3 protein-coding genes are annotated in these 16,917 nt (G+C 71.3%); all 3 read right to left on the minus strand.

Translation table 11 applies throughout. The annotated features are described in order from the left end of the window. Nucleotide 1: 1 nt before the first annotated feature. From MSG_RS08045 to MSG_RS08055, 3 genes are read right to left on the minus strand one after another with little or no spacing between them, the layout of a single operon-like run. Nucleotides 2-5,368, minus strand: a complete 5,367-nt coding sequence (locus tag MSG_RS08045; RefSeq protein ID WP_096438605.1) for a type I polyketide synthase — start codon at nucleotides 5,366-5,368, stop codon at nucleotides 2-4. Beyond that, nucleotides 5,368-11,898 (minus strand): type I polyketide synthase, encoded by a 6,531-nt coding sequence (locus tag MSG_RS08050; RefSeq protein ID WP_096438607.1) that lies wholly within the window; start codon nucleotides 11,896-11,898, stop codon nucleotides 5,368-5,370. Before MSG_RS08050 ends, MSG_RS08045 begins: the two co-directional genes overlap by 1 nt. Continuing rightward, a complete protein-coding gene (locus MSG_RS08055; RefSeq protein WP_096438609.1) occupies nucleotides 11,895-16,652 on the minus strand; it encodes a type I polyketide synthase in 4,758 nt (1,585 codons plus the stop codon). Before MSG_RS08055 ends, MSG_RS08050 begins: the two co-directional genes overlap by 4 nt. Between the last annotated feature and the right edge of the window lie 265 nt (nucleotides 16,653-16,917).

The raw sequence follows: 16,917 nt of genomic DNA on the forward strand, positions 1-16,917 counted from the left end.
ACTATCCTCGCTTCCGCCGCATTGCGGCTTGTTGGCGCGCCGCCGCGCGCTGCTGCGCCCGGTCGCGCACGGCGTCTTCGGCGTTGGGCGCCTGCGTCTGCCCGCCGATGCCCAGCTGGCGCACCAGCTCGGCCGTCAGGTCGTGCAGCGACGCGCCCTGCAACAGCAGCGCCACCGGCGGCTCGGCGCCGAAATCCGCCCGGGCGGTGTTGCGGATGCGCACCGCCATCAGGGAATCCATCCCCAGCTCGATAAGCGGCACGCCGGCGTCGACCGCCGACCGGTCGGCGTAGCCCATGACCGCCGCGATGCGGGCCCGCAGCCGGTCGGTCATCAGCGCCTGTGCCTCGGCGGGCTCCAGCCCGGCCAGCGCCTCGGGACCCGCCCAGTCGCCGCCGTCGCCCGCGGCGTCGAGTTCTTCGACCACGCTGGTGAAGTAGCCCAGGCTGCGGATCTCGGGGAAGGCGATCAGCGCCCGGTCGGGACGCAGCCGCGCCACGCCGGTGTGGCCGCGGTCGACGGCCAGCAGCGGTTCCAGCGCCGCGGCGCCCTCGGTCGGAGTGATGGGATCCAGCGGGCCGCCGGTCAGGGTGCGGGCCAGGCCGACCTCGGCCCACGGTCCCCAATTGATCACCGTGGCCGGCAGGCCCGCAGCGCGCCGCCAGTCGACCAGCGCGTCGAGCCAGGCGCTCGCGCACGCGTACGACGTCTGTCCCGGGCCGCCCAGCAGCGACGCCGTCGAGGAAAACCCCAGCCACCAATCCAATTCGCAGCGAGTGCTGGCCCGGTGCATCCGCAGGGCCCCGGTGACCTTGGGTGCCCACACCCGCTCCAGGCTGTCCTTGGTCATGGAGAACACCAGGCTGTCGTCGAGCACGGCGGCCGCGTGCAGGATGCCGCGCAGGTTCGCTTCGCCGGCGGCGGCCACCAGCGCATCCGCCACGCCTTCGGCGGCGACATCGCCGGAGACCACCACGATTTCGGTCTTGCGCTCCAGCTCGGTCAGCGCGGCGCGCTGCTCGGCGGACGGTTCGCTGCGCCCGTTGAGGACGATGCGGCCCGCGCCGCTGTCCGCCAGCCAGCGGGCGACCACCAGCCCGAGGCCGCCGAGGCCGCCGGTGATGATGTAGGAGGCGCCGGAGCGGACCGCCGCGCGGGTGGGCTCGCCGAGGGTGGCCCTCGACAACCGCTCGACGAGCCGCTGCCCGCCGCGCCAGGCGACCACGTCGTCGATGACATCCGAAGCCGGCGCTGCCAGTTCGGCATTCAGCGCGGTCACCGGCTCGGCGGCGTCGAGGTCGACCAGTGTGGTGCGCAGCTCGGGGTGCTCGTAGGCCAGCACCCGCACCAGACCCTTCAGCGCGCCGACGCCGGGCTGACCCGGTTGGTCGCCGATGGCCAGGCCGTCCCGGCTGACCAGCCACAGCCGCGGTGACTGGCCGTGCCAGCCGCCGACGATCGCGCGGATGACGGTGGAGACCGCCCACACCGAGTCCCTGGCCCGCTCGACGCCGCGGTCGCTGATGTCCGGGTTGGGCGCGACGAACACGACGACGCCGACGGGCGGATGCTCGGGATCGCCGGTGGTTTCGTCGAATGCGGCGAGCATCGCGGCCTCGTCGTGCAGGTCCGCGGTGAGCACCCGGCGTGCCGGGGAGCGCCATGCCGCGACGAACTCCTCGGCTTGCTCCACAGTCGAGGCCGTGGATCCCTCGGTGAGCACGAGCCAGCTGCCGGGGGCTTCGTGCTGTCCGCCGGCGACGGGCCGGGCAACCCAGGTGGTGTCGAAGACCTTCTGCGACAGGGGAAGTGGCACGCTACGTCGTTCGACGCGGCGCACATAGATGTCGTTGATCTCGGCGGTGACGATCCCGTTGTCGTCGGTCAGGACGATCCGGCCGAGCTTGCCCGCGCCACCCTCGTCGAGGCCGGACAGCTGGGCCCGGCAGTGTGCGCGCCGGCCCGGGTTGCCGTACACCCGAACCGAGTCGAAGGACACCGGCAGATAACTGGCCTCGGTGGATCCCGCGAGTTCCTCCTCGGGCATGGCGGCGGCCAGGCTCTGCAGTGCGGCGTCGAGGATGACGGGGTGCAGCCGGAACTCCGGATGCCGTGGCGACTCGTCGGGAAGCACGATCTCGGTTTCGACCGAACCGCCGGGGAGCCGGCGAATCGCGGTCAGGGCGGCGAACGCGGGACCGTGATGTTGGCCGGCCTGGCGCAGCCCGCTGTACACGTCGGCTGGGTCGACCGGGGTGCCGCCCCGCTCGGCGAGCAAGGCTGGTCGCTCGGGGGCAGGCTCGGAGGTTCGGGCCTCGGCCCTGGCGGTGGCGTGCCGCGTCCAGTCGTCACCGCCTGAGCGGGAATAGATTTCGATGCGGATCTTGTCGTCAGCGCCACGGGTCAACTGGGTGGTCAGCTGCGTGTGGTCGTTCAGGGCGAGCATCTGCTCGACCTCGAGCTGGTTGATCGACAGCGCCTGCACCGGCAGGCCCAGCGCCTCGCTGGCCGCGGCCAGCGAGATTTCGGCGAACCCGGCGCCGGGCATGGTGGGCTGGCCGAAGACCTTGTGGTCGGCGAGCCAGGGGCTGACGTCGGTGCCGACATCGGCCTGCCAGACGTGGTCGTGGCTGGACGGCACTTCGATGTGCCTACCGAGCAACGGATGGCTGGCAACCGAGTCCGAGATCGCCGACCTATCGGCCACCCAGAAGTGGGCGTGCTGCCACGGGGTGATCGGCACGTCGGCCAGCCGGCCGTCGGTGGTGATCGGGTGGCCCGCTGCGGCGAGTTGCGCGTGGAAGGAGACGGTGTCGTCGGCGTCGCGCAGCAAGGTGCCCAGGGTGGTGTTGGTTTGACCCAAGGTGTCGGTGATGGCGTGGGTGAGCAGCGGGTGCGGACTGACCTCGATGAAGGTCTTGTGCTGTGTGCCCGCGGCGGTGACGGCCTGGTGGAAACGCACCGGGTTGCGCAGGTTCGCGGCCCAGTAGTCGGCATCCAGCACCGGCGCGGGGTCCTCGGTCGCGGTCGTGAAGATCGGGATGGTCGGCGTCTTCGGCGCCAAATCGGCTAGGGACGAACGTAATTGAGGCAGGATCGGGTCGATGATCGGGTGATGGGAGGCGACGTCGACCTCGATGCGGCGGGCCAGCAGGTTGCGCGCGGCCAGCTGCGCGATCACCGCGTCCACCTGGTCGGGCGGACCCGCGATCACCGATTGGGTCGGTGAGGCGTGCACGGCCAGCGTGACCTGCGGGTAGTCGGTGATCAGCGCTTCGACGGCGGGGGCGTCGAGCTCGAGCAGGGCCATCGCGCCCTGGCCGGACAACTGCGCCATCAGCTTGGAGCGGGTGGCGATCACTCGCAGCCCCTCGGCGGGGGTCAGCGCGCCGGACACCACCGCCGCCGACACCTCGCCCATCGAGTGCCCGATGACCGCGTCGGGTTCCACGCCGTAGTGCCGCCACAGCGCGGTGAGCGCCAGCTGGATAGCGACCAGCAGGGGCTGAATCTTGTCGATGCCGGTCACCGGTCTGCCCTCGGTCAGCGTCTGGCTCAGCGAAAAGCCGGTCTGGGCAACGAATTCGGGCTCGAGCTCGGCGACGGCGGCGGCGAACGCGGGCTCGTCGGCCAGCAGCCGGCGGCCCATGCCCGCCCATTGCGCGCCCTGGCCGGAGTAGACGAACACGGTGCCGGGCCCGCGGCCGGCCTCGGTTGCGGCCACCACGCCGGGGGCGGGGGCGCCGGTCGCCAACGCGCGCAGGCCCGCCGCGGCGCCGGCGTGGTCCCGCGCGACGACCGTGCCCAGCCAATTGTGCTTGGCGCGACGGTGATTCAGGGTGTGGGCGGTGTCGGCAAGCGGCACCGCGGCCCCGGGGCCGGCGAGCCAGTCGGCCAGCACGGCGGCCGTCGCCGCGAGCCGCTGCGGCGACTTGCCCGACACGGCCAACGTGGACACCGGCGCCGCGGCCGGCGGCGCCGCGGGTGCCGGGTCGGGCGCCTGCTCGATGACCACGTGCGCGTTGGTCCCGCTCAGGCCGAACGACGACACCGCGGCGCGGCGAGGTCCGTCGGCGGGCCACGCGGCGCCCTCGGTGGGCACGAACAGGCGCGTCGTCGACGCGTCGATGGCGGGGTTCCACCGGGTGAAGTGCAGGTTGGGCGGGATGAAGGCGTGGTGCACCGACAGGACCGCCTTGATGAACCCGGTGACACCGGCGGAGGCTTCCAGGTGCCCGATATTGGTCTTGACCGAGCCCAGCGCGCAGCGGCTCGCGCCGCCGCCGTAGGTCGCGGCCAGCGCCTCGAACTCGATCGGGTCACCCAGAATGGTTCCGGTGCCGTGGGTTTCGATGTAGTTCACGCTGTCGGCCGCGGCGTCGGCCATCCGCAGCGCGGTGGTGATGACGTCGCGCTGCGCGGCCGCGTTCGGCGCGGTCAGGCCGTTGGACCGTCCGTCGGAGTTGATCGCCGAGCCGCGAACCACGCCCAGCACCCGATCGCCGTCAGCCAGCGCGTCGGCCAACCGCTTGAGCACCACCACGCCGCAGCCCTCGCCGCGCACGAACCCGTCGGCCAGGGCGTCGAAGGTGTGGCACCGGCCCGTCGGCGACAGGGCCGACCACTTGGACAGCGCGATGCTGGTGAACGGCGACAGGGAAAGGTGCACGCCACCGGCCAACGCCACGTCGCTTTCGCGCAGTCGCAGGTTCTGGCAGGCCAGGTGGATGGCCACCAGCGACGACGAGCACGCGGTGTCCACGGCCACCGCCGGGCCGCGCAGCCCCAGCAGGTACGAGATGCGGCCTACCGCGGCGCTGTGCGGGTTGCCGGTGCTCATATAAGCGTCGATCTCGGCGTGGCGCTCCAGGTTGAGGATCGTGTAGTCCCAGGCCGACACGCCCATGATCGCGGAGGTCCGGCTGCCGTTCAGGGAATCCGGCGCGACCCCGGCGTGTTCGAGCGCCTCCCAGGCGACCTCGAGCAGGATCCGCTGCTGCGGGTCCATCGCGACAGCTTCGCGCGGCGTGATGCCGAAGAAGTCGGCGTCGAACCCGGCGACGTCGTCGAGGAAGCCGCCCCACTTGGTGGTCATCCGGCCCGGTGCCTGCGGATCCGGGTCGTAGAAGGCGTCGCCATCCCACCGGTCGGCCGGCACCTCGCCGACGGCGTCGCGACCGTCGACCAGCAACTGCCAAAAGCTCTCCGGCCCGGTCACTTTGCCCGGCAGCCGGCAACCGATACCGACCACCGCTATGGGTTCGGCGACCTCGGTGGGGAAGGCCGTTCCCGCACGTACCAGCTCACGCGCGAGGACCTCGCGCGCCTTGGGTGACATCTGTGCCGCGCGTTCGGCAAGACTTGTCATTACTCACTGCCCCCAGTTGCCGTCTCCAGTTCGCTCGCCGCAACGAGGTCGGACAACAATTCCATTTCCTCATCGGATAGCTCGGTCTCCAGGTCGGACGCCTGGTCGGCCTTGGCGGCCGTAGCAAGATCGGAAATCGTTGCGTAACCGAGGCGTTCGCACATCGCACCGGCGAGGTCGTGAATCGTCGGGTAGGCCCAGACCAAGGCGGCCGGCAGCGTCGCGCCCAGGCTCGCTTCCAGCCGGTTGCGCAGCTCGAGGGCCATCAGGGAGTCCAGCCCGAGCGACTCCATGGGCCGATCGTGGGCGATCGGCTCGGTCGAGCGCAACACCGCGCGGATCTCGTCGGCGATCGCCGCCGCCAGCCGGCCCGGGCGCTCGGCGGGATCGGTGGCATCCAGCTCCGCACGGATCGCGCCGCCGCCGCGCCGCTGCGGCTTCGTCGCGTCAGCCAGCTTCGCGAACAGCGACGAACCGCCCGCGGCGGGGAACGACTGGAACCACTGCCGCGCATCGAGGTGGATCACCCCGGTGCGGCCCCGGTCGGCGGCGAGCACCAATTCCATTGCCGCCAAACCCTGTTCGACCGTGATCAGCGAAACCCCGAGGTCGGCGAAGAACTGGGCGCGGCCCACTTCCGCCCAGGGACCCCAGTTGATCCCGACGGCGGGCAGCCCCCGAGAGCGCCGGTAGGCGACCAGCCCGTCGACCCAGGAGTTCGCGGCCGCGTAGGTGCCCTGGCCGGGCGTCCCCAGCAGCGACGAGGCCGACGAGAAGGTGAGCCACCAGTCGACGTCCAGCTGCGCGGTGGCCTGATGCAGCCGCCAGCTGCCGGCCACCTTCGGGGCGAACACCCGCCGCGCGGCCGAATCCGAGATGTTCAGCACGATCTCGTCGTCGAGGACCATCGCGCTGTGCAGGACGCCGGCCAGCCGGAAGCCGGCGTCGTGGACCGCTTGCACCAGCCGCTCGGCCGTGCCGGGGTCGGCGATGTCACCGGTGACGACCTCGACCCGGCTGCCCGCGGCGTTCAATTGCGCCACCGCCGCGGCCACCTCGGCGTCCGGAGCCGAACGTCCGTTCAGCACAACCATTCCCGCGCCGTTGCGCACCAGCCACTGAGCGACCACGAAGCCGAGGCCGCCCATGCCGCCCACGATGAGGTAGCCGCCGTCGGCGCTGACCAGCGGTTGCGGCGGTGCCGCCGCGATCGCGTCGACGCGGCCGTGTTGCGGTACCGACACGGCGATCTTGCCGGTGTGCCGCCCGGATGCCATCAGCGCGAAGGCATCGGCCGCGTCGTCGAGGGTGAACGTGGTGACCGGCAGCACCTGCAGCGTGCCGTCGGCGACGTGCCGCAGGATCTCGGTCAGCATCGTGCGGTACCGGGCCGGCTGCAGCTTCAGGTTCAGGTCGAGGTCGACGACCGAGAAGGACGCGCTCTTCGTCAGCGCCGCCAACCCCAGGGTGGCGTTGGCGTACACGTCCTTCTTGCCCAGCTCGATGAAACGGCCACCGGGGGCCAGGATCTTGACCCCGCGCTGGATCGCCTCGTCGGGCAGCGAGTTGAGAATGACGTCCACGCCGTAACCGTCGGTGAGATCCAGGATCTCGTCGGCGAAGTCGACGGTCCGCGAATTGCCCACGTAGTCGACACCGAGCCCGGCGAGCATGTCGCGCTTGGCGTCCGAGCCGGCCGTGGTGTAGATGCGGGCGCCGATCATCCTGGCGATCGCCATCGCCGCCACACCCACTCCGCCGGTCGCGGAGTGGATCAGCACCCGCTCGCCGGGGGCGAGCCGCCCGACCTCGACCAGCGAGTGCCAGGCGGTCAGGTATGCGATGCCGAACGCGGCGGCCTCGGGATCGGCCAGCGTGTCGGGGATCGGGGTGACCAGGTCGGCCAGCGTCGTCAGGTGGGAGCCGAAAGTGCCCGGGCCGATGGCGATCACGCGCTGCCCGACTTCGACGGAGTCCACCGCGCTGCCGACGGCGGTGACGACTCCGGCGCACTCGCCGCCGATGATGGGCGGGGCGCCGTCGAGGGTGGGGTAGATGCCCATCGCCTTGAGCACGTCGGAAAAGTTCAGGCCCGCGGCGGCGATGCGGACCTCGACCTCGTCGGGTGCCGGCGCGGCCCGCCGCACCGCGTGCAGGCGCAGCGCGTCCAGGCGGCCGGGTTCGTCGATCTGCAGGCGCACCGCGCCGCCGGCGTCGAGATCGACCACGGTGTGCCGGGTCTCGCCGGCGAGCTCACCACCCGCCGTGGTGGGTGCGGGCAGCAGTCGGTTGAGGTACCGCTGCCCGTCGCGCAAGGCGATCTCGTCGGCGTCGGCGCCGGCCAGCAACTCGTTCGTCAGCGCCGCGAGTGAGGCGGTGCCGTCGGCCTCGAGGTCGACGGTGGTCGCCCGCAGTTCCGGATGCTCGAATACCAGCACCCGGGCGATACCGCGAAGCTCGGTCTGTGCCAGCGTGACTCGTTCGTCGGCCCCGACCTGCTGGGCGCCGCGGGTGACGATCCACAGCCGCGGGGTGTTGCGGGCGCCGCGCCGCGTCACCGCCTTCGCGATTTCGGCGATCAGCAGCGTGCGCGACAGCGCCAGGTCGAGTTGGTCCGACTCGGCCGGCGACTCGTCGACGGCCTGCGGCGGGCACAGCACCACGATGCTGTCCCAGGCGATGTCGGTCCGGGCGATCGCCGTGCGCAGTCGCGCCGGGTCGGCCGGCGACACCACCTCGACCGCGGCGGCACCGTCGCGCAGCGAGGCCTGCAGTTCGGCGGGCAGCGGGTCGATGGCCGGGTCGCCGACCAGCAGCACGCCGCCGAGGCCGGCGGCCGGTTTGTCCAGCGGGGTGGGCTCCCACTCGAGAGCGAACAGCTGGCCGCCCAGTTCGGCTGCGCCGCTTGCCGATCCGAGCACCGCCATCTCGACTTCGTCGATGATCAGCAGCGGCCGGCCCTGCGCGTCGGTCAACACGACGTGGCCGCGCAGCCGGTCGGCGCTGTCGGTGGCCTGAAGCGTACCCACCGAGCAGACGCCGTCGGCCACGTCGCCGTACACGTGCACGCCCGCGAATCGGACGGGCAGCACCAGGGTTTGGCGGGCGTTGTGGCCGCCGGCCAGGTCGGTCGCGGCGCGGGTGGCGCCGAGCGCCTGCACGGCGATGTCCATCATCACCGGGTGCAGCACGAAGTTGCGGGAACCGGCCCGAGCCGACGAGGGCAGGTGCACCTCGGCGCGGGCCGCGCCGGATGGTGCGACGCGCAGGCCGGTGATCCCGCGGAACGCCGGCCCGTGCTGTTGCCCGGCGGCACGCAGCCGCTGATACAGGTCATCCGGATTGAGCTCGGCGCCAACATCATTGGCGTCCACTGGCCCGGATACCTCGGGCGAGGTCTCGGGTGCCAGGGTGGCGGTGGCATGTTTGACCCATCCGGAAGTGTCGCTGTGCGTGCGCATTTCGACCTGGCAACTCTGCTCGTTGCCGGTGAGCGTCGTGACCAGGACAGTGCCGTCGGTCACCTGCAGCATCTGATGCAGGCTCAGCTCGCGGATCATCCATGGCTGCTCGTCGTCGGCTTCGCCGAACGCTTCCGTCGCCGCGGCCAGCGCCACGTCGGCGTAGGCCGCGCCGGGCAGTACGCACAGATCGTCGATCACGTGATCGCCGAGCCAGAGCAGCTCGGGGCTGAGCTCGGCCTCCCAGATTCGGGTGCCGTTGGTCGGGTCGGTGACACCGAAGCCGAGCAGCGGGTGGGTGTTTGGCGCATGATGTGACGCCGTGCTGGGGGTGAACCAGTGCGGCGTGTGCAGCCACGGGGTGGTCGGCAGCACCGGGCGCGGCCCGCAGATGTGCGGGGTTTCGGGCGGGCGGGTGGTGTGCGCGGCGTTGAGGTTGGTGTGGAACGCCCACGTGTCGTGCGCGTCGCGCTGCAGCGTGCCGATGCTCTGATAGCCGTCCCCGGAACCAGCCGAGTCGGCCAGCGTCTCGCCGATGGCGTGGGTCAACAGCGGGTGCGGGCTGATTTCGATGAAGGTGTGGTAGGGCCCGCCCGCTTGGCTAAAAGCATGAGCGATGGCCTGCTGGAAGCGCACCGGGTTGCGCATGTTGGTGGCCCAGTGCTCGGCGTCGAATACCGGGCGGGTGTCGAGGTCGGCGTAGGTGGTGGAGATGATCGGAATGGTCGGGGTCTGCGGGGACAGGTCGGTCAGCTCCGCGCGCATCGCCGGCTGCAGCGCGTCCATCGCCGGATTGTGCGGGGCCACTTCGATATTCACCCGGCTGGCCAGCCGGTCCTGCGCGCGCACGCGGGTGATCAACTCGTCGATCTGCGCGCTGGGTCCCGAGATGACCGTCTGCCGCGGTGAGGCATAGATGCCCAGGGTGACCTGCGGGTATTCGGCGATCAGCGCCTCGGTGGCGGCGGCGTCGAGTTCCAGCATGGCCATGGTGCCCTGCCCGGACAGCGGGGCCATCAGCCGGGACCGGATCGCGGTGATCCGCAGCGCCTCGGCGGGCGTCAGCGCGCCGGCCACCACGGCGGCCGCCACCTCGCCCAAGGAGTGCCCGATCACCAGATCGGGGGTGATTCCGTAGGAGCGCCACAGCGCGGTCAGTGCCAGCTGCATCCCGATCACGCCCAGCTGGATCTGCTCGATGCCGACCAGTTCGTTGCCGCCGGCGATCACGTCGTGCAGCGAAAACCCGGCCTGGGCAACGAAATCCGGCTCCAACTCAGCCACAGCCGCGGCGAATGCGGGTTCGTCGGCCAGCAGCCGGCGGCCCATTCCGGCCCACTGCGATCCGCGGCCCGAATAGACGAATACCGTGCCGGGTCCGATGGCGCTCTCGGGGCAGCCCACCACGCCGGCGGCGGGCTCACCGGCGGCCAGCGCGCGCAGCCCCGCCACGGCCTGGTCGCGGTCGAGCGCGGCGACGGTGGCGAACTTGGGCTGCCGGGCCCGGTGATGGTTGAGCGTGTGCGCGACGTCGGCCAGGGCCACCTCGGCCCCGGGGCCGGCCATCCAGTCGGCCAGGACCGATGCCGTCGCGGCCACCCGTTGCGCCGACTTGCCCGACACCACCAGGGTCGAGACGGCCGGATCGGGGGCGCGCTGCGGCACCGGCTGCGGATCCGGCGCCTGCTCGATCACCACGTGCGCGTTGGTGCCGCTCACCCCGAACGACGACACCCCGGCGCGGCGGGGCCGGCCGGTCGCGGGCCATGCCATGTCCTCGGTGGCGATCTTCAGCCGCGAAACGCCCTCGGCGGCACGGGGAGTCAGTGTGTTGAAGTTCAGGTTCTTGGGGATGCGGCCGTGTCCGACGGCCAGCACGGTCTTGATGAATCCGGCGATCCCGGCGGCCGCCTCCAGGTGGCCCAGGTTGGTCTTGACGGCCCCGAGCACCAGCGGCTCCCGGCCCTCCCGGTCGCCGAAAACCTTGCTCAGCGAGTCGAGTTCGATCGGGTCGCCCAGCGGCGTGCCGGTGCCGTGCGCCTCGACGTAGTCGATGTCGGCCGGCGTCAGCTTGGCCGTCGCCAGCGCCTGGCGCAGCAAGGCCTGCTGCGCCGGGCCGTTAGGCACTGTCACCCCGCTGCTGGCGCCGTCGGAGTTGACGGCCGTGCCGCGCACGACTGCGAGGATGCGATCGCCGTCGCGTTGCGCGTCGGACAGCCGCTTGAGCACTACCACGCCCGCGCCCTCGCTGCGCACGTAGCCGTCGGCGTCGGCGTCGAAGGTCTTGCACTGCCCCTCGGGCGAGAGCATCCCCCAGCGCGAGCACGCGATCGATGTCCCGGGGGACAGCAGCAGGTTGGTCCCGCCGACCAGCGCCATGTCGCTTTCGCGCCAGCGCAGGCTCTGGCAGGCCAGGTGGATGGCCACCAGCGACGAGGAGCACGCGGTGTCCAACACCACCGCCGGGCCGCGGGCGCCGAGCAGGTACGACGTGCGGCCGGCGGCGAAGTTCGCCGAATTGCCGGTCAGCACATAGGCATCCAGCTCCTCGGGACGCACCGCGCCGGACAGGTTCAGCATGTAGTCGTAGGCGGTGACCCCGACGAAAACGGAGGTCTGGCTGCCGCCGATGGTGTGCGGCGGAATTCCCGCATCCTCCAACGCTTCCCAGGCGACTTCGAGGAACAGCCGCTGCTGGGGGTCCATCGCCGCCGCCTCGCGTGGCGGTATCGCGAAGAACTCCGCGTCGAACTCCTGCGGCTCCCAGCCCGTCAGGAAACCGCCCTCGCGGTTGCAGATCGTTCCCGGAATGGTGTGGTCCTCGGTGAACAGGGCGTCGGCGTCCCACCGTTGCGGCGGCACCGGCACGATGCCACTCCGCCCGTTGCGCAACAACTCCCAGTACTTTTCGGGGCTGTCGACGCCGCCGGGCAACCGGCACCCGATGCCGACCACCGCGATCGGCTCGGTTCCGGCCTTCTCGGCGATTTCCAGCCGCGCGGTCAGGTCGTCGATCTTGTGCAGCGCCTCGGTGATGATCGCCCGGCGGTCCGGTGTGGTGGCGGTCATCGAGAGCCTCGTAGTCTTTCCGAAAGTTCCTCGAGCAACGCGTCCTCGTCCAGGTCGTCGTAGGCGTCGGTGACGGCTTCGGTGCCGCTGCCTTGCGGGGTGTCCCCCTCGGCGAGTTCGGGCAGCACGGTGGCCAGATGGTCGCTGAGGCTGTAGACGGTCGGGTAGTCGAAGACGACGGAGACCGGCAGCGCCTCGCCGAGCTCGTCCGACAACGACCGCCGCAGCATCGCACTCATCAGCGAATCCATCCCGAGTTGGAAGAACCCGGTCGACGGGTCGAGCGACTCGCCCGCTGGCAGTCCCATCGCCTTGACGGCCAGCATGGCGACCTGGTCGAACAGCATGGTACGCCGGCGCGCGGGCTCGGCCGCGCGCAATGCGGTGCGGAACTCGCTGACCGGCAGCGTCGCCGCCGCACCGGCCGCCGCCGCCAGCTCGTCGACGATGTGCAGCGCGCCGCGGGCCCGGTAGGCGTCCGCCAGCAGCTGCCAATCCGCCTCCACCACCACGGAATGCACTCCGGCGCCGGGGCTCAGTAGGTACGGCAGCGCGCCGATGGCCGTCTCGTCGTCCATGGGCAGCAGCCCGGACCCCACGCTGACCTGGCTGGCCTCGTCGGCGTCGGCCAGCGACTTCCACAGGCCCCAGTTGACAGTGGTGGCGGGCAACCCCATGACGCGGCGGGCGTACGCGAGCGCGTCCAGATAGCCGCTGGTGGCGGCGTAGTGGCCCAGCCAGCGCGACCCGGTCAGCCCGGAGATCGACGAGAACAGCAGGAAGTGGCGCACCGGCGCGCTCAGCGACAACCGGTGCAGCAGCGCGGCGGCGTCGAGCTTGGGCGCGAACATGGCTCGCACGTCGTCGTCGGTCATCTCGCTGAGCAGCACCGGCCGGCCGGCGAAGGCCGCCAGGTAAATGCCCTGCAGCGGCGGCAGGTCGCGGCCGAAGCGGTCGAACAGCGCGCGCATCACAACCTCGTCGGTGGCATCGGCGGCCACCGTGACGAGCGTCGCCCCCGCCGCGGCCAGGTCTTCGGTCAGTGCGGCCAGGCGCGACCCCGGATTGCGGGACACCGCGACGATGGTCTTGGCGCCCATGCGCGCGAGCTGACGGATCAGGTGCGGCCCGATGTTGCCGGTGGCGCCGACGACGAGCTGGCTGGTGTCGGCGTCCAGCGCCACCGGCGACTCGCCGGGCAGGTTCCGCCGCTGCAGCCGGGCCACGTGACGCGCGCCGCGCCGGTACACGACCTGGTCTTCACCGTCGGTGCTGCCGACTTCCTCGAGCAGCTGTCTGGCCACTACCGCTGCCGGCACCGATGCGTCGAAATCAACCATGCCACCCCAGATTTCGGGATGTTCGAGGGCAATCGTGCGGCCCAGGCCCCAGAGCAGGCCGTGGACGGGGTTGGCGCGATCGCCCTCGGCGACGGGTTGGGCGTTGCGGGTGAGCACGTACAGCTTCTCCGACGAGTCGCCGGCAGCCAGCACCGCGACGAGCCGGCGCACCTGGTCGAACAGCCGGTAGGCCAGCCCCACGTCGAGGGGGTCGTCGGCCACCGCGGGGGCGAACAACACATGGTCGACTTCGCCCAGCGCCTCGGCCAATTCCACCGGTTCCGCGGCCGAGTCGTCGAAGGCCACCGCCGACAGCTGGTTCGCCAGGCCGGCATCGCCGAGCACCAGCCAGCGGCCCGCGGCGCCCGGTTCGGCGTCCGGCGCCGGCTTGGCCTGCCACGACAGCTCGTACGACCAGTCGTCGAGCGGGCCGCCCGTGCCGGTGGCCGGCGCGGAACCGTTGCGCCGCAATGCCTCTGAAGGCTGCCGGACCAGCGGCGTGAGGTTCGCCCAGTGCCGGGTGTGCTGCCAGGGAGTGGTCGGGATCAGGACGTGCGGCTCGGGCGGATGCGGCGTTTGGACAGGGGTGGTCCGCACCGTGTTGAGGCTGGTGTGGAACGCGATGGTGTCGTCGGAGTTGCGCTGCAGGGTGCCGACGCTGGTGTATTTGCTCCCGTGCTGGGCGATCTGCATGGTCTCGCTGATGGCCTGGGTCAGCAGGGGATGCGCGCTGATTTCGATGAAGGTGTGGTGGTCGGTGCCCGCGTGCGCGATGGCCTGCTGGAAGCGCACCGGGTTGCGCATGTTGGTGGCCCAGTGCTCGGCGTCGAATACCGGGCGGGTGTCGAGGTCGGCGTAGGTGGTGGAGATGATCGGAATGGTCGGGGTCTGCGGGGACAGGTCGGCCAGTTCCGCGCGCATCGCCGGCTGTAGTGCGTCCATCGCCGGATTGTGTGGGGCCACTTCGATATTCACCCGGCCGGCGAACCGGTTCTGGCCGCGTACCCGCGTGATCAACTCGTCGATCTGCGCGGTGGGCCCGGAGATCACGGTCTGGCGCGGCGAGTTGTAGATGCCCAGCGTCACTTCCGGGTATTCGGCGATCAGCGCCTCGGTGGCGGCGACGTCCATGCCGAGCATGGCCATCCCGCCCTGGCCCGACAGGGGGGCCATCAGCCGCGAGCGCGTTGCCGTCACCCGCAGCCCCTCGGCGGGCGTCAGCGCGCCGGCCACCACCGCGGCGGCAACCTCGCCCATCGAGTGGCCGATCACCACGTCGGGCCGCACGCCGTAGGAGCGCCACAGCGCGGTCAGCGTCAACTGCATGCCGATCAGGCCGAGCTGGATCTGCTCGATGCCGACCAGTTCCCTGCCGGTGGCCAGCACATCGTGTAGCGAGAATCCGGCCTGCTCGACGAAGACCGGCTCCAACTCGGCCACGGCCGCGGCGAACGCGGGCTCGTCGGCCAGCAGTTGGCGGCCCATGCCGGCCCATTGCGACCCACGCCCGGAGTAGACGAACACCGTGCCCGGTCCCGCTTCGTCGCGTTCCAGGGGGCCGACCACGCCGGGGGCATGCTGGCCGGCGGCCAGGGCGCGCAGCCCGGCCACCGCCTCGGCGCGCCCGCGGGCCACCACCGTGCCGAACTTGGACTGCCGCGCCCGGTGATGGTTGAGGGTGTGCGCCACGTCGGTCAGGGCCACCTCGGCCCCGGCGCCGTCCATCCACTCGGCCAGCGCCGACGCCGTCGCAGCCACCCGCTGCGGGGTCTTGCCGGCCACGATCAGCGTCGAGATCCCCGGCTCGGCGGACGATTGCGGCGCCGGTGCGACCTCCTGTCCCTGCTCGAGGACCACGTGCGCGTTCGTCCCGCCGAATCCGAACGAGGACACCCCGGCCCGGCGCGGGTGCCGCGTGTGTGGCCAGTCCGTTTGGGCGTCAACGACTTTCATCCGCAGGTCGGTGAAGGGAATGTGGGGGTTCGGGCTTTCGAACCGCTGGTTGGGCGGAATCTGGCCACGCTGCAACGCCAGCACCGTCTTGATGAAGCCCGCGATCCCGGCCGCCGCCTCGGTGTGGCCGATGTTCGTCTTGACCGCGCCCAGCAGCAGAGGAGAGTCCGGCGCGCGACCGCGGCCCAGCACCGTGCCCAGCGCGCGCGCCTCGATCGGATCGCCCAACAGCGTTCCGGTGCCGTGGGTTTCGACGTAGTCGACCTCGTGGGGCTGCATGCCCGCGTTGGTGTAGGCGGCGCGCAGCACCGCCATCTGGGCGGCGGGGTTGGGGGCCATCAGTCCGTTGGAGCGGCCGTCCTGGTTCACCGCCGAGCCACAGATCACCGCGAGCACCCGGTCGCCGTCGCGTTGCGCGTCGGTCAGCCGTTTGAGCACCACGACGCCGGCGCCCTCGCCGCGGACGAAGCCGTCGGCGGCGGCGTCGAAGGCCCGGCACCTGCCCGTCGGGGACAGTGCGCCGGCATGGTCGAAGCCGCGGAACACCGTCGGGGTCAGTAACACGTTCACCCCGGCGGCGATGGCCAGCTGCGAATCCTGGGTACGCAGGCTCTGGCAGGCCAGGTGGATGGCCACCAACGACGACGAGCAGGCGGTGTCCACCGCGACCGACGGGCCCCGCAGGTCGAGGAAGTAGGAGAGCCGGTTGGCGATGATGCTCATCGCGCCGCCGGTGTTGTTCCAGGCGTCGACACCGCACAGGTCGCCGGATGCGATGGCGCCGTATTCGCTCGAGCAGGCCCCGGCGAACACCCCGGTCTGGGTCCGGCGCAGCGAGCTCGGCGGGATGCCCGCGTGCTCCAGCGCTTCCCACGCGACCTCCAGCAGCAGCCGTTGCTGCGGGTCCATCTTGTTGGCCTCGTTCGGGGAGATCTCGAAGAACTCCGCGTCGAAGGCGTCGACGTCGGGCAAAAACGAGCCCCAGCGGGTGGTGCGCCCGAGCGCCGCGGCCACCTCGGGCGAGCCGTCGTCGAACGGCCGCCACCGGTCCTCGGGCACCTCGGAAATCGAGCAGCCGCGCTCGACGAGGAATTGCCACAGCTCTTCGGGTCCCGAAATGCCGCCGGGAAAACGGCACCCCATCCCGATGACGGCGATCGGCTCGTCGAGCGAGTTCTGCGCCGGGCGCTGGGGGTCGGATTCGGGGTCGGGGGCGGGTGCCGTCAGGTAGGCGGCCAGCTCGTTGATCGTCGGGTGCTCCCAGAACTCGACGGGCGAGACCTTCCGCCCCAACAACTGCGACAGCTCGCCCGACAGCACGACCGACTCGCGAGAGCTCACGCCCAGGTCGGCCAGCGACAGTTCGGGGTCGACCTCGTCGGGGGTGCGGCCGATGTTGGTGACCAGGTAGTCGACGAGCCAATGCCGAAGGTCGGCTTCGCTGCGGATACTCGACGTCATGCCGCCACAGCCAGCCGGTCGGGTTGCCGGACCGTCGGCATCTCTAGCAAACCGAGCGCAGAAGAGGCGCTCACCCGCATTGCGTTACCTTCCCGTTTCGCCGTCGGCGCTATGTGCGCACGCCTGGCCGCCGCCCCGTGGAGCGGCTTTCGCGGGCCCTTTCGGAGCCCCCCTGGCACACGGCAGCTGCTGGTTGGAAACGTCGGCGCGCTAGAGCCGGATGGCCACAATTGCGACGATTGTTACCCCCGACCACCCGTCTCTG

The sequence above is a fragment of the Mycobacterium shigaense genome (assembly GCF_002356315.1).
In the GTDB taxonomy this organism is placed as follows: domain Bacteria; phylum Actinomycetota; class Actinomycetes; order Mycobacteriales; family Mycobacteriaceae; genus Mycobacterium; species Mycobacterium shigaense.

Coding starts and splice junctions, on each gene's coding strand:
- MSG_RS08050 (WP_096438607.1), bottom strand. CDS start 11,898: ATGACCGCCACCACACCGGACCGCCGGGCGATCATCACCGAGGCGCTG.
- MSG_RS08045 (WP_096438605.1), bottom strand. CDS start 5,368: ATGACAAGTCTTGCCGAACGCGCGGCACAGATGTCACCCAAGGCGCGC.
- MSG_RS08055 (WP_096438609.1), bottom strand. CDS start 16,652: ATGACGTCGAGTATCCGCAGCGAAGCCGACCTTCGGCATTGGCTCGTC.